The organism is Coprobacter fastidiosus (assembly GCF_982245605.1).
Map to the genome: position 1 here is coordinate 1 of NZ_CEVCIF010000037.1, position 13,710 is coordinate 13,710.

Sequence of the window (13,710 nt, forward strand, 5' to 3'; positions counted from 1 at the left end):
AAAGATACAAAAAAGCCAGCTAATTCGCAACATTTTGTGTATGAATTAGTTGGCTGATTTTATACTATTTACTGAATCTCCCTAAAAACACTTCTTAAAAAAATAATATCTTATGATATATTTTTTGTGGTCAAATATACACGATTACCAATTATTATCTTTATCTGTGTTCTTTTGATAAAAACCTAACAAATAGTTAATCGAATAATTAATACTGTCTTCAATCCTAAGTTTATGCTTTAATTTTCTTGGTTTAACTGTTCCTTCCCTTGTAAATAAACTTCTAACATGAAAATAAAATGACTTATAACTCTTACTCTCTTTATCATATACTTGATTACTGACAGAGGGCGCATCAACTTTTATTTTCCCGTCTTTAAATTGAAACAAGAAACTACAATCTCCGTAATAATCATAATAAAGATTCTCATCAATATTTTTTAATTCACATATTTTAATTGCAACATTCTCATCTTCACTCATCACCTCTTTAGGGTCTCTATAAAGTGACATGGCATTGGACTTTACCATAGAATAGAGTTCACTTGCTGTTTTCCCCTCAAACGGAACTACAACATAATCCGAACTGTCTGCTGTAAGAAAACTCCCGTTTGATTGTAAGAAAAACTCTACTTCCTTTTGTGAGAAAGACGACATTACAAGCATCAAAAATCCGCAAATGAACAATGCCTTTTTCATATCGAGTAAGTTTTAGATCCTCACATCATAAATCCTGTATAGTAACTCTTTTTACAAATATAGCAATTTATATGAAAGTATCAATTGCCCTATCTGAAATTTGCTGTGGTAACCTATTAGAAAAAGAGCCTACCGGCATTTTGTAAGCTCCTTTTTAATATTGAAGAAATAATTATTTGATTATTAAATTACGGCTTTTGTATTTGTTTATCGAATTTATTTAATAAAGAGTTTAACTCTTTTGAATAATCATATTTCGTTGTTGATTTTGATTTGCAATTATATCTTAACGATTTAATTTGGTCTGAATACGTAAGGGAATTAGAATTTGAATCTCTATTAGGTATATGCAACCCGTTACTTTACATGTCTCGTTATTTGCTTTTATGTATGTTTCTCCAACTCTTTCAGCGGTAACATTCCTTTCTTCATTTACACCTGCTATCGACGGCTGATTTGATTACATTATTCTTCATATCTATCCGTGTCAAAAGAAAATTCACTCGATATGGCATTCATGTTCTCCTTTCAGCATGTGAGCCTTGTATTCGGCAGGCAATTCTACTCTATTCTCCAGTATCCGGAATGCTTTCAGCAACTTTTCCAACTTACTCGGGTTATTCGATACCTTTTGAAGTCTTTGGGTATTATGTGTTGAGTAACGTAGTATTTTTTATCATTCACAGGACTTTATAAAGGCTTCCATACTGCTTGTGTTTGTCATACCAGCAAATTTGCCTGTGCATGTTTCCATTATGGTTGCAACGGTGTTCTTATTTGGTTCTGAATACACTGTATTCATCAATGCGTTTTCAACAAGTTGTTTATACTTCTAATGTTTTTTTCGCTTTTTCCTGTAATACCTATAATATAATAAGTCTCTACGTAATCGGAACGAAGTTTGTTTTTTTACTACTGTTTTTCATATTATTTGAGGGTGTGTCAAAATGTACTTGAATATACAATATTTTGGCACACCCTCTATTACTATTACAAATTTATTTGCAAGCAAAAACTGCAGTATTATTTTTTATCATATCTTGATAAGCCATAACTCCTGCTTTAGAAAGTTCTACAGTCATAGTCTCCCCGTTTGCATTATACATATTTACATGGTTATCATCGATGAATGTCATAAATTTTGTACTCTGTCCGTTTGCTTCTACCGACCAAGATTTGTCGCTATCGTCGAATACGAGTTCAAAAGTCTTGTTCGCGGTTTCATCGGTAATGGTGTATCCGTTTTCGTGTGTTTTTACTAAATATTCATGACCGTTTTCACCTTTGATCTGTTGAGTATTATCTGCGATGGGATTAGAACCTGACCAGAATTCGACAGAGTTCAATACTACGACATCGGCCAATAGAGAAATTTCGTATACCGGAAGAACCCAGAATGCAAAAAACACAAGTTCACTTACAAATTTGTTTCCTCCTACACCTTTATTCCATCCGAGGAGCTTGTTTGTCAATCCAAAAGATCCTATACAAGAGGAAAACATCAGGCTGCCGCAAAGTAATACGACTACAGCCATAGTCAATTTGTTTCTTTTCATAATTGTATGAATTAAAAATAGTTTATTAGTACTCTTTGCTTAATTAACACATTATAATAATAATTGTTCGTTTTATTGCAAATATAAGATAAACATTAGATAAATGCAACTAATAAACAATGATTTGTTATGATATAGATCAATATTATTAGTATTTTTTATTGTAAAAATTTAGACAGGCCCTTAAATCCGCTTTTGTTTTAATTTTTTATAGATACCGGTATTTGATTATTTTTATCTGATAAATTTTTGATGCCGTAACCAATCGAAAAGAAGATCTTGCCATATTTTATAATAAGCAAAATTTGTATTGCATCCCCAACCATGTCCTCCGGACGGGAAAATATACATAGAAGCATTGATGCCTTTTTGTTTGAGTTCGTTATAAAATAGAGTACTGTTTGCTGGATGAACAGATTTGTCGTCATCACTCAGCAAAAGCAATGTCGGCGGTGTTGTCGGGGAGATTTGTTTTTCGTTCGAAAAATTGTCGTTTTCTATTCCTTTCCCTAATAGATTTTCTTTACTTCCTTTATGAGTTAAGTTATTATCCATAGTAATGACCGGATAGAAAAGAATCATGAAATCCGGACGATTTTGTTTATCGAAATGTGTCCCTAAAGTGGCTGCTAAATGGCCTCCGGCAGAAAAACCGCTTATACCTATTTGGTTAGCCTTTATGTCCCATTCTGATGCATTTTGTCGAATGATATTCATCGCTTCTTTAGTATCAGAAAGCGGTATGTCGGCATGTCCGTTGGGCAGCCTGTATTTTAAGACTATTCCGGCAATGCCTTTTCGGGTAAGAAGTTTTGCAAAATCATGACCTTCATGTTGCATTGCTTGACGAGCATATCCTCCTCCCGGACAAATTAAGATAGCTGTTCCTGTGTTGATTTTTTTATCGGGTAGGTAAACATACATTTCTGCAGTGTGACTGTTTAACAATCTGCCTCCTTCAATTATTTTTTCAGGGAGAATAATACCGTTATTTTCTTTTGCGCCATTAGGCCACACCGGTATCGTGAATGGATTTTGAGAGAAGATCATTGTATTAAAAAATAATGCTATAATAGAGAATATCCATTTCATAAATTTAGAGTCGTTAAGCTTTTATTTTACTTTTGTAATATTCGTATAGTTTCAAGACTTTATTTACGTAGCTATATGTTTCGCGTCCTCTGAAATATCCGAATTTGCAGACCTCATCATTGAAATATTCGGGATTGCTTTTCAGCAGAATATATTCAGCAACATTTCCGTCCCATTTTTGTGGATCTTTGCCGTACTTTTTCGCTAAAGCGATGGCGTCGAGGACATGCCCTATTCCGGAGTTGTATGAAGCCAGAATAAACTTCATGCGTTCTTGAGGATCTTCTATTGTCGAAAAACTCCGTTCTAAAGATGCCATTATTTTTATTGCGGTTGCGATATTTTTTTCCGGATTTTGTATGTCTTTGTCTGCTAAACCGTTGCTTCTTGCGGTACGAGGCATAATTTGCATTAGTCCTTTAGCTCCGGCCCATGATACCACCGATGTGTCAAATCTCGATTCATGGTAAGCTTGAGCTGCTATCAATCGCCAGTCCCAGCCTTGTTCTTTTGCATATTTCTTAAATAGAGGATCATATACAGAGATTTGTCCCTTTTTTATAGATAAAACTTCAGGTATCGGAGAGTTCTTGCTTAGTTCGAAATATCGTTTTAAAATTTCCTTGTATTTAGGGCTTTTTGTATTATTTTCAGCCCATTTGTCAATAGCTTTTGCCAGTTCAGGCTCGTTTGTCCTGACCGCCCAAGCCGACCGTTGAGGAAAACTGATATTCAATTTTATGTCTATATTATTATAATAAGTTTTATTGAGACGGGCTATGTTATTATCGGCGAGGGCATAATCTATTTTACCGTTAGCCACCATTTCTATCAAATCTTCGGTAATAATGGTGTCTTTATTCATTAAGTGTATTTTGATTCCTCCTCCCAGTTCACTATTCAGATTATTGATACGGGTTTCATATTTCGAATCTTTTTCTACATATATGTCTTTTCCGACAAGTTCGGTAACATTGCGTAATAATGTCTTATTTTTTTCTATTCGTTGGATAAGGACCTGGTGAGTAATTATTTCAGGCCCGCAATAGAGTAATCGGTCTTTTAAGTCACCTGTGATCGGGATATCATAAGCAATAATATCTCCTTCCCCCTTTTGCAGCATTTCGACCAGTTTTCCGATATTTTCCGCAACAACTATTTTGGTCTTTAATCCTTCCGATTCGGCAAATTGTTTGATCAATTCGTATTCGTATCCCATTTCTTCACCACGGTACAAGAAATAAGAAGTTGAGCTGTATAATGTGAGTACGGTCAATTCACCTTTTTTCTTGATCGATTCCAGATCATTTAACTCCTGATTCTTTTCTTTTTTTCCATGTTGGCAAGAAAATAGAAACAGAAACAAAAGTATGTAAGCCGTTATTCTTACCATATCGGGCTTGATTAAGGATTCAGTTTATGGGCTATAAAATTTGTCAGAATATCGATTGCAACAAGGTTGTTTCCACCTTGAGGTATAATTAGATCGGCATATCGTTTTGTTGGTTCTATATGTTGCAAATGCATAGGTTTCAGTACCTTTTCATATCGGTCTATTACCATTTCCACGGTACGTCCCCGTTCTATAATATCTCTATTGATAACCCGGATAAGCCGATCGTCCGCATCTGCATCGACAAATACTTTCATATCCATCATATTGCGTAACTCTTCATCGCAAAGTATCAAAATACCTTCGACAATAATCACGTCTCTCGGTTGGATCGGAATCGTTTCTTTAGACCGAGTGCATGTTAGATATGAATAGATCGGTTGTTCGACCGGTTTGCCGGCTTTTAAATCTTTCAGTTGATTGACAAGTAATTCGAACTCTATGGCTGCCGGCTCGTCGAAGTTGAGTTTCAGGCGTTCCTCCAGGGGTAAATTGCTATTATCCCTATAATATGAGTCTTGAGGAATTACGGTTACTTCACCTTCCGGTAAACTTTGTATAATTTTGCGGACAACGGTCGTTTTCCCGGATCCTGTTCCGCCGGCAATACCAATAATTAGCATATAATTTCAGATAACGACAAAATAATATTTATTTTTGCATTCGCGGTGAATATATCCGGACTTTTAAAAATCCGGAAACCGAAAAATATTTACAAATATAATAAATTTGATTATGGTAAAGCACATAGTTTTATTTAAGTTCAAAAAAACGGGAGATATTGCATCGGTAAAAGCTACGATGCGAGAGTTTAAATCTGCTTTGGAGGCATTAAAAGATAAGATACCTTTTTTGCGTTTTATAGAAGTTGGAATAAATGAGAATACGAAAGAGGATTTTGATATGTGCCTTGTTACGGAATTCGATTCGATGGAAGATCTGGCAAATTATGCGGTGCATCCCGACCATGTGGCAGCGACCCAAATTATAAAAGATATAAAGGAGGGAAGGGCTTGTGTCGATTACACATTCTGATGGAATTTTTCCGGTTTTTCGATGGGTGAGGGTTTGTTTAAGTTTTCTTATAGGGAATATTGTCAAGGTATCTTTGCATTTTTTTCGTTCTGTAACGATGTTGGTGGCATCGGCATGATTCCCTTCGAAAGGGAAACTGACTGTTCTATAGATTTCTTTAAAACCTGATCCGGGCAAAATTTAGACGACAGGCTCTAAGAATATTTATTTTCTCGTATAGGATTGTCTTTCTTTTTTTGTTATCTTAGCTACATGATAGAAAATGATAAAAATGTAGCGGTAATAAAACCGTATCACTTCGGATTAGCTTTAAGCGGGGGCGGTGCTCGCGGTTTTGCACATGTGGGTGCATTGAAGGTCCTTGATGAGATGGGAGTGCGTCCCGATATTATTTCGGGAACGAGTGCGGGCTCTTTGATCGGAGTATTGTATGCCGACGGATATACTCCGGATGAAATAATAGACTTGTTTTCGTCTCTTAATTTCAGTGATTTGGCAGAAATAACAATCCCTCGTTCGGGATTCTTCAAGATAACGCGTTTTCGAAATTTTTTAAAAAAAGTTTTGCGGGCTCGTTATCTTGAAGATTTAGAGATTCCGGTTATGGTTACAGCTACAGATCTGGATCAGGGATGCAGCAAGACCTTTGCTACAGGACCTGTTATAGATATTGTTTGCGCTTCATGCAGCATCCCTGTGTTGTTTAGTCCGGTAATAATCGATAATGTTCATTATGTCGATGGCGGAGTATTGAGAAATTTTCCGGTTACTCCTATCCGCCCGTTTTGCGATATTGTTATGGGAGTAAATGTGAATCCGATGGTTGCGAAAGAGTACAAAAAGTCGATTATCGGAATAGCAGAACGTTCATACGGTTTTATTTTCAAAAGTAATACGCTTGCCGATATGAAGTTATGTGACATACTTATACAAACTAAAGAAATTATAGATTATAACATATTTGATATAGAGAATCTTAGGGAGATTGCTGCTTGTGGGTATCGAGATACTCAAGAGGTTATGAGTTTAGATAAAGAAAATCTTAAAAATCTAAAAATTCCTTTTCGCACATAGGACATCCTTTTTATTATGAACAGAAGACAAAAGATGATTATTTATCAGGTGCTTCCGCGCCTGTTCGGGAATCAGAATGATGCGTGTAAATGCAACGGTACGATAGAAGAGAACGGAGTCGGTAAACTGGCAGATTTTACTCCGAAAGTTTTGCGTGAAATAAAAATGCTTGGATGTACGCATATTTGGTATACCGGCATTATTGAACATGCCACGCAAACCGATTATACCCAGTACGGGATTGAGCGGGACAATATGTTTGTCGTAAAGGGGAAGGCCGGTTCTCCTTATGCAATAAAAGACTATTATGATGTCGATCCCGATCTTGCTGTTAATATATCTGAACGGATGCAGGAATTCGAATCTTTAGTCGGGCGTTCTCATGCCGCAGGGTTGAAAGTCATAATAGATTTTGTTCCGAACCATGTTGCCCGCCGTTACCATTCCGATGCAAAACCTGACGGAGTCATCGATTTGGGACAGAATGATAATTCGGAGGTTCATTTTGATTCCCAAAATAATTTCTATTATATTCCTCGTCAAGAGTTCCAACCACAATTTTATATAGGAGAAGGAGACCAAAAGTATAGGGAATATCCGGCCAAGGCAACCGGAAATGATTGTTTCGGAGCTTATCCCAATAGAAATGACTGGTATGAAACCGTTAAACTGAATTATGGGGTAGATTATTTGCACGGCCGTCGGAAATGTTTCGATCCCATACCTGATACATGGTTTAAAATGAGAGATATATTGCTGTTCTGGAGCAGTAAGGGTATAGACGGATTTCGTTGCGATATGGCGGAAATGGTTCCTGTCGAGTTTTGGGGATGGGTGATTCCTCGGATCAAAGAACTATATCCCGGAGTCGATTTTATTGCCGAAGTATATAATCCGCATGAATACAGGTATTATATCGAAGGCGGTAAATTTGACTATCTCTATGATAAAGTCGGGTTGTATGATCTATTGCGCAGCATTGTGAATGGGCATGCGGCAGCTTCTCAGATTACCCGCTGTTGGCAATCTTTAGATGGGATAACAACTCACATGTTGAATTTTCTTGAGAATCATGATGAACAGCGTATTGCATCCCCTAATTTTGCAGGAGATCCCTTTCGGGCTTATCCGGCTTTAATTGTTTCGGCAATGATGAATGTAAATCCGATGATGATTTATTTCGGGCAGGAGTTGGGAGAGCCGGCTGCAGATGCCGAAGGTTTCAGCGGATTAGACGGACGCACGACGATTTTCGATTATTGGAGCGTACCTTCGGTTCGTGCATGGTATGCCGGAGGAAAATGTTCCGTAGTCGGTCTTACACCGGAACAGAAAGAGTTACGTCGCCGCTATAAACAAGTGTTGACGTTGTGTAATAAAGAGGCGGCAATTAGAGAAGGCGCTTTTTTTGACTTGATGTATGTAAATGGGGACAATCCGCATTTTGATGCTCGCAAGCAATATGCATTTTTACGGAAAAAGGATAATGAATTGCTGGTTATTATTGTAAATTTCTGTGATAGGGCGGTTGATGTAGGGGTGAAGTTGCCTCAGCATGCTTTTGATTTGTGGAATATGGCAGCAAGAGAATATTCGGCAAAAGAGTTATTGACGGGAGATGTAGACCAGAAAGTCGTTTCACCTGAAGTTTTGTTCCGATCATCGGTAAAAGCTTATGGAGCTGTAATATGGAAATGTACCGATACAAATAATCGAAAAAAAAAGATTTAATGTGTCGAAATAATAAATGAAATTGTACCTTTGCAAAAAAATTAACCAATCGGATTTATTTTAAAAACACAATGAGCCAGAAACCACCTTTCAAGGTTTTCGCGGGAACAAATTCCCGTTATCTTGCCGAAAAAATTTGTAACGCTTTAAATTGCGAAATGGGAAACATGAAAATTCAGCATTTTGCGGATGGTGAATTTGGAGTATCTTTTGAAGAATCTATTCGGGGAAGCCAAGTTTATTTGGTACAATCGACATTCCCTAATTCTGATAACTTGATGGAGCTTTTATTGATGATCGATGCTGCAAAAAGAGCTTCTGCGAAATCGATAATCGCCGTAGTGCCTTATTTCGGTTGGGCGCGGCAAGATCGCAAAGATAAACCTCGTGTTTCTATTGCTGCAAAGCTGATAGCCGATTTGTTAAGTGTTGCCGGTATCGACCGTTTGATCACTATGGATCTGCATGCAGATCAGATACAGGGATTCTTTAATGTTCCGGTAGATCATTTGTATGCCTCTTCCGTATTCAGTCGTTACATTCAGTCTCTGAAACTCGAAAATATGGTTATTGCAACACCGGATGTCGGAGGATCGAAGCGCGCTAACTCGTATGCGAAATATTTCGGAGTGCCTTTGGTATTATGCCATAAGTCCAGGGCAAAAGCCAATGAAGTAGAGAGTATGACGGTAATCGGTGATGTTGAAAATAAAAATGTCATTCTTATCGATGATATGGTAGATACGGCAGGAACTATAACTAAAGCTGCAGATTTGATGATGAGTAAGGGAGCTCTTTCTGTGCGGGCGATTGCCAGTCATGCCGTTATGTCCGATCCTGCAACAGATCGGGTAAATGAGTCAAAATTGACCGAAATGATCTTTACCGACAGTATTCCTTATTATAAAGATTGTCCTAAAGTTCGCATATTAAGCATTGCAGAGATGTTTGCAGATACTATTCGTAGAGTATATGAGAATGAGTCGATCAGTTCTCAATATATTATATAGTTGGAATTTTGTAAAATCATGTATAAAACCGTTTTATCTCTCTTATAAAAGAAATAAAACGGTTTTTTTTAAGTTTGTGTTTATTGTTTTTTAACTCTTTAATATCATATCTTTCGAGAAAGATCGTGGTTTTGTTGTAAATAATTGATTTGTAATTTGATATCTATCATTGATAAATGATGGGTTTTGTAATAGTTACAAGATTATTTTTATGAATCGGTTCCGATTTACGGGTAATAATTGTTTTTAGAGCTTTAATTCGGAAATTTGGTGTACTTTTGCTTTGTAATTTATTCGGAAATAAAATTGTAATTATATGAAAAATAAATGGTTGTATATATTGTTCGGCTTACTCATTATGTTCTCATCTTGTATAAAAGATGAAGCTCCTAATGTAGAAGCCGATATTGAGGATATTACTATCCCGGATATGAGTAGTGTGCTGAATGTGAAAATAGATCAGAATAGAGTTTCGGTATTTCTAAAGGAGGGGATGGTCGATCGTACAAATATAGAACCTTCTTTTACTCTTTCCCCGGGGGCAACAATTGCTCCGGTGAATACCGGTAAATTAGATTTTACAAAACCTCAGAAATATATTGTGACGTCAGAAGATAAAAATTGGCAAAAAACATATACTGTCGTATTTCTTGAAACAGAAATTCCGACTGTTTACAATTTTGAATATTGGGCGGTTAATAAGTGGGAAGAGGTTTATGAGCATAGTGTAGAATATGTTGAAGGAGAAGATATTCCTGTAGATCAGTATATTTGGGCATCCGGAAATTTTGGTTTCTCGTTGGTTGCAAGTGGAGGACCTAAAGATTATCCGACGTTTAAGGCGACTTCTATAGATGTGCATGAGGGAGAGGGTGCAGCTTGTTTAAAGACCAGAAAAACAGGTTCTTTAGGAGCATCACAGGGAATGCCGATTGCTGCGGGGAATCTGTTTTTAGGAGAATTTACGTCTAAAGGGATAAATATTATGAAAGAACCGATGAAAGCTACGCATTTCGGTTTACCTTTTAGGAAAAAACCTCTGCGGATGAGTGTTTGGTTTAAGTATGATGGCAGCAATATCAATATGTCTTACGATAAAGATGGCAATGGAACGCAATATGGAGACGGTCGAGATTATTGTGCCGTATATGCTGTTTTGTATGATAATGTAAAAGCAAAAAATTTATATGGAGTTTCTTATCTTGACGGAAATACGATATTGAAAGAGGATGGCGACAATCCTATTATTGCTATTGCCGGACTGCATGAGCAGGCTGACAACTCTGATCAATACGGCACAGGAGGTGTATATAAACATCATGTATTCGATTTTAAATATAGAGAAGGGAAAAGTGTAGATCCCGATCGTTTGAAAAATTATGAGTATAGCCTTGCAATTGTATTCTCTTCCAGTTTTTATGGCGATCATTTTATAGGAGGAGTGGGGAATACTCTGTGGATCGATGACGTAAAAATTGAATGTGAAGAAAATTGAAAAAATATACGATGAAGACGCTGAAAAAAATGGGATTGGCAGCAATGCTGTCGCTATTGATAGGTACAGTTTCTGAAGCTGAGGCCAAAAAATATGAGTTCAGTGTGAAGGCCGGTATTAATATCGGAGGGACTTCTCCGATGGGACTTCCTGCCGAAATACGAGGTATTAATTCTTATAATCCGACACTTTCTTTTTCGTTGGAAGGAAGCGTGAAACGGGAGCTGACCGAGAAGTGGGGAGTTATGACCGGGATTCGATTAGAGACACGGGCTATGGAAACCGATGCTCAAGTAAAGAACTATCAGATAAGACTGTTGAATGACGGACGTTATATTGAAGGAATTTTTACTGGAGATGTAGAGACAAAAGTGAAGAATGATTATGTCACGATACCTATATTGGCGGTATATGATATTTCGAAGCGGTGGGATTTGAAATTCGGAGGTTTCTTGTCTATCCTGACTCGTGGAGACTTTTCTGGAACTGCACGGAACGGTTACATTCGGGAAGGGAATCCGTTAAGTCAGAAAATGAACGTGGATGCTACTTATGATTTTTCTGACGATATTAAAAAATTTAATGCAGGCCTTGAGCTTGGAGCAGAGTTTGTTGCGTATAAACATTTATCGGTTTACGGTGATTTGACGTGGAGTCTGACCCCACTTTTCCCCGGAGACTTTACGGCGATAAGTTTTAAGATGTATAATGTATATATGAATCTCGGCTTTGCGTATGTGTTTTAAATAAGCGGTCCTAAAGGAGAAGATACATAAAAGGTTGCTCTGTCGGAGCAGCCTTTTGTCGTATTCGGGAAATGCATTGTTAGGTTGATGTTATAAAAATAACTACCTTTGTGCCGAATTTGAAAAATCATGCAAAAATGCGTGATATATGTCACATTCGGATTTAAAATTAACAAAAGAAGCAATTAACGAAATATGATAACAGTAAATAATTTGGCCATACAATTCGGGAAACGGGTACTTTTTCAAGATGTGAATCTTAAATTTACTCCGGGAAATTGTTATGGTATTATAGGGGCTAACGGGGCAGGAAAATCCACTTTTCTGAAAGCGATCAGCGGACAGATCGATCCGAATCACGGAACAATTGCATTAGGTCCGGGTGAACGGTTATCGGTATTGAGTCAGGACCATTTTGCTTTTGACGAGTTTACCGTGATGGATACCGTATTGATGGGACATACGGTTTTGTGGGATATAATGAAAGAAAAGGATGCCCTTTATTCGAAACCGGATTTTAGCGATGCTGATGGTATTCGAGTTTCTGAGCTGGAAGAGAAGTTTGCAGAACTGGAAGGTTGGAATGCCGAAAGTGATGCTGCTAATTTGTTAAGTGGTTTGGGAATAAAAGAAGATCTGCATTATATGATGATGAAAGATCTTAGCGGTAAACAAAAAGTACGTGTTTTGTTAGCAAAAGCTTTGTTCGGAAAGCCGGATAACCTGTTGCTTGATGAACCTACCAACGACCTCGACCTTGAAACCGTTATGTGGCTCGAAAATTATTTGTCGGAGTTTGAAAATACGGTATTGGTTGTTTCGCATGATCGACACTTCTTAGATTCAGTCTGCACACATACCGTTGACATCGATTACGGTAAAACCGAGTTGTTTGCCGGAAATTATAGCTTTTGGTATGAATCGAGTCAATTGGCTTTGCGTCAACAACAGCAACAAAATAAGAAAGCTGAAGAAAAACGTAAAGAATTGATGGAGTTTATTCAGCGTTTCAGTGCTAATGTTGCAAAGTCAAAACAGACCACGAGTCGTAAAAAGATGCTGGAAAAATTGAATGTCGAAGAAATCAAACCTTCTTCACGTCGTTATCCGGGCATTATTTTTACTCCCGATCGAGAGCCGGGGAATAAAATTCTCGAAGTGAGAGGGCTTGAAAAGTCAGTTGATGGAACTTTGCTATTCAAGGATGTGAATTTTACGGTTGAGAAAGACGACAAGATTGTATTTTTATCTCGAGATCCTCGTGCCATGACTGCTTTTTTTGAAATTATAAATGATGTGGTTAAGGCTGATAAAGGTACGTTTGAGTGGGGGCAAACTATTACGACTGCCTATTTGCCTCTTGACAATTCGGCATTTTTCAATACCGATATGAACCTGATCGATTGGTTAGCTCAATTCTCAGAAGATACCAGTGAATTGTATCTAAAGGGGTTTCTCGGAAAAATGTTGTTTTCCGGAGAAGAGTTGTTGAAAAGCGCTTCGGTATTATCCGGAGGGGAAAAAATGCGTTGTATGATTGCCCGTATGATGATGAAAAATGCTAATACGATGATTTTGGATTCTCCTACGAATCATCTTGATTTGGAGTCTATACAGGCGTTTAACAATACATTGAAGGCATTTAAAGGAAATATTCTGATGTCTTCTCATGACCATGAGTTTATCGAGACAGTTTGTAACCGGGTTATCGAACTTACTCCGAATGGCATAATCGATAAAATGATGGACTATGACGATTATATTACCGATGAACGAGTGAAAGCTCTTCGTGAAAAGTTATATCGATCATGACAAATGGTAAAATATGGTTATTGGAGCGCATTTATTAATGCGCTCTTTTTATAAAGGGAAAAAGCGG

12 protein-coding genes are annotated in these 13,710 nt (G+C 37.3%); 7 read left to right on the forward strand and 5 right to left on the reverse strand.

The annotated features are described in order from the left end of the window. Positions 1-144 precede the first annotated feature (144 nt). The 5 genes from AC0UMU_RS10015 to udk all read right to left on the reverse strand — a co-directional run bounded on the left by AC0UMU_RS10015 (position 145) and on the right by udk (position 5,363). A complete protein-coding gene (locus AC0UMU_RS10015) occupies positions 145-699 on the reverse strand; it encodes a hypothetical protein (RefSeq protein WP_270214860.1) in 555 nt (184 codons plus the stop codon). Positions 700-1,697: 998 nt separating this feature from the next. Then, a complete protein-coding gene (locus tag AC0UMU_RS10020) occupies positions 1,698-2,255 on the reverse strand; it encodes a DUF3332 domain-containing protein (protein WP_009317609.1) in 558 nt (185 codons plus the stop codon). 234 nt (positions 2,256-2,489) lie between these two features. Beyond that, positions 2,490-3,347, reverse strand: a complete 858-nt coding sequence (locus tag AC0UMU_RS10025) for an alpha/beta hydrolase (protein ID WP_022602130.1) — start codon at positions 3,345-3,347, stop codon at positions 2,490-2,492. A 13-nt stretch (positions 3,348-3,360) separates the two neighbouring features. Then, positions 3,361-4,740, reverse strand: a complete 1,380-nt coding sequence (locus AC0UMU_RS10030; protein WP_288641428.1) for an MltF family protein — start codon at positions 4,738-4,740, stop codon at positions 3,361-3,363. 11 nt (positions 4,741-4,751) lie between these two features. Then, on the reverse strand, positions 4,752-5,363 hold the full coding sequence (gene udk, locus AC0UMU_RS10035) for a uridine kinase (RefSeq protein ID WP_009317603.1): 612 nt from the start codon (positions 5,361-5,363) through the stop codon (positions 4,752-4,754). Positions 5,364-5,475: 112 nt separating this feature from the next. Between udk and AC0UMU_RS10040 the strand changes: the two genes are divergently transcribed. The 7 genes from AC0UMU_RS10040 to AC0UMU_RS10070 all read left to right on the forward strand — a co-directional run bounded on the left by AC0UMU_RS10040 (position 5,476) and on the right by AC0UMU_RS10070 (position 13,643). Next, positions 5,476-5,775, forward strand: a complete 300-nt coding sequence (locus tag AC0UMU_RS10040; protein ID WP_122337889.1) for a Dabb family protein — start codon at positions 5,476-5,478, stop codon at positions 5,773-5,775. A gap of 252 nt (positions 5,776-6,027) precedes the next feature. Next, positions 6,028-6,849: a patatin-like phospholipase family protein gene (locus AC0UMU_RS10045; protein ID WP_288641431.1), complete on the forward strand. Its 822-nt coding sequence runs from the start codon at positions 6,028-6,030 to the stop codon at positions 6,847-6,849. A gap of 15 nt (positions 6,850-6,864) precedes the next feature. Further along, positions 6,865-8,580 (forward strand): alpha-amylase family protein, encoded by a 1,716-nt coding sequence (locus tag AC0UMU_RS10050; RefSeq protein WP_288641433.1) that lies wholly within the window; start codon positions 6,865-6,867, stop codon positions 8,578-8,580. Positions 8,581-8,651: 71 nt separating this feature from the next. Then, positions 8,652-9,590, forward strand: coding sequence for a ribose-phosphate pyrophosphokinase (locus AC0UMU_RS10055; RefSeq protein ID WP_009317595.1), 939 nt, complete (start codon positions 8,652-8,654; stop codon positions 9,588-9,590). Between the two features lie 316 nt (positions 9,591-9,906). Continuing rightward, positions 9,907-11,085 (forward strand): PCMD domain-containing protein, encoded by a 1,179-nt coding sequence (locus AC0UMU_RS10060; protein WP_288641434.1) that lies wholly within the window; start codon positions 9,907-9,909, stop codon positions 11,083-11,085. A gap of 11 nt (positions 11,086-11,096) precedes the next feature. Further along, positions 11,097-11,831 (forward strand): porin family protein, encoded by a 735-nt coding sequence (locus AC0UMU_RS10065; protein WP_122304654.1) that lies wholly within the window; start codon positions 11,097-11,099, stop codon positions 11,829-11,831. A 195-nt stretch (positions 11,832-12,026) separates the two neighbouring features. Beyond that, a complete protein-coding gene (locus AC0UMU_RS10070) occupies positions 12,027-13,643 on the forward strand; it encodes an ABC-F family ATP-binding cassette domain-containing protein (RefSeq protein WP_022389840.1) in 1,617 nt (538 codons plus the stop codon). The last annotated feature ends 67 nt before the right edge of the window (positions 13,644-13,710 follow it).

What these genes read in the sequence shown, in the direction of transcription:
- AC0UMU_RS10050 (WP_288641433.1), top strand. Translation starts at nt 6,865, where the DNA reads ATGAACAGAAGACAAAAGATGATTATTTATCAGGTGCTTCCGCGCCTG.
- AC0UMU_RS10025 (WP_022602130.1), bottom strand. Translation starts at nt 3,347, where the DNA reads ATGAAATGGATATTCTCTATTATAGCATTATTTTTTAATACAATGATC.
- AC0UMU_RS10060 (WP_288641434.1), top strand. Translation starts at nt 9,907, where the DNA reads ATGAAAAATAAATGGTTGTATATATTGTTCGGCTTACTCATTATGTTC.
- AC0UMU_RS10045 (WP_288641431.1), top strand. Translation starts at nt 6,028, where the DNA reads ATGATAGAAAATGATAAAAATGTAGCGGTAATAAAACCGTATCACTTC.
- AC0UMU_RS10020 (WP_009317609.1), bottom strand. Translation starts at nt 2,255, where the DNA reads ATGAAAAGAAACAAATTGACTATGGCTGTAGTCGTATTACTTTGCGGC.
- AC0UMU_RS10055 (WP_009317595.1), top strand. Translation starts at nt 8,652, where the DNA reads ATGAGCCAGAAACCACCTTTCAAGGTTTTCGCGGGAACAAATTCCCGT.
- udk (WP_009317603.1), bottom strand. Translation starts at nt 5,363, where the DNA reads ATGCTAATTATTGGTATTGCCGGCGGAACAGGATCCGGGAAAACGACC.
- AC0UMU_RS10070 (WP_022389840.1), top strand. Translation starts at nt 12,027, where the DNA reads ATGATAACAGTAAATAATTTGGCCATACAATTCGGGAAACGGGTACTT.
- AC0UMU_RS10065 (WP_122304654.1), top strand. Translation starts at nt 11,097, where the DNA reads ATGAAGACGCTGAAAAAAATGGGATTGGCAGCAATGCTGTCGCTATTG.
- AC0UMU_RS10015 (WP_270214860.1), bottom strand. Translation starts at nt 699, where the DNA reads ATGAAAAAGGCATTGTTCATTTGCGGATTTTTGATGCTTGTAATGTCG.
- AC0UMU_RS10030 (WP_288641428.1), bottom strand. Translation starts at nt 4,740, where the DNA reads ATGGTAAGAATAACGGCTTACATACTTTTGTTTCTGTTTCTATTTTCT.
- AC0UMU_RS10040 (WP_122337889.1), top strand. Translation starts at nt 5,476, where the DNA reads ATGGTAAAGCACATAGTTTTATTTAAGTTCAAAAAAACGGGAGATATT.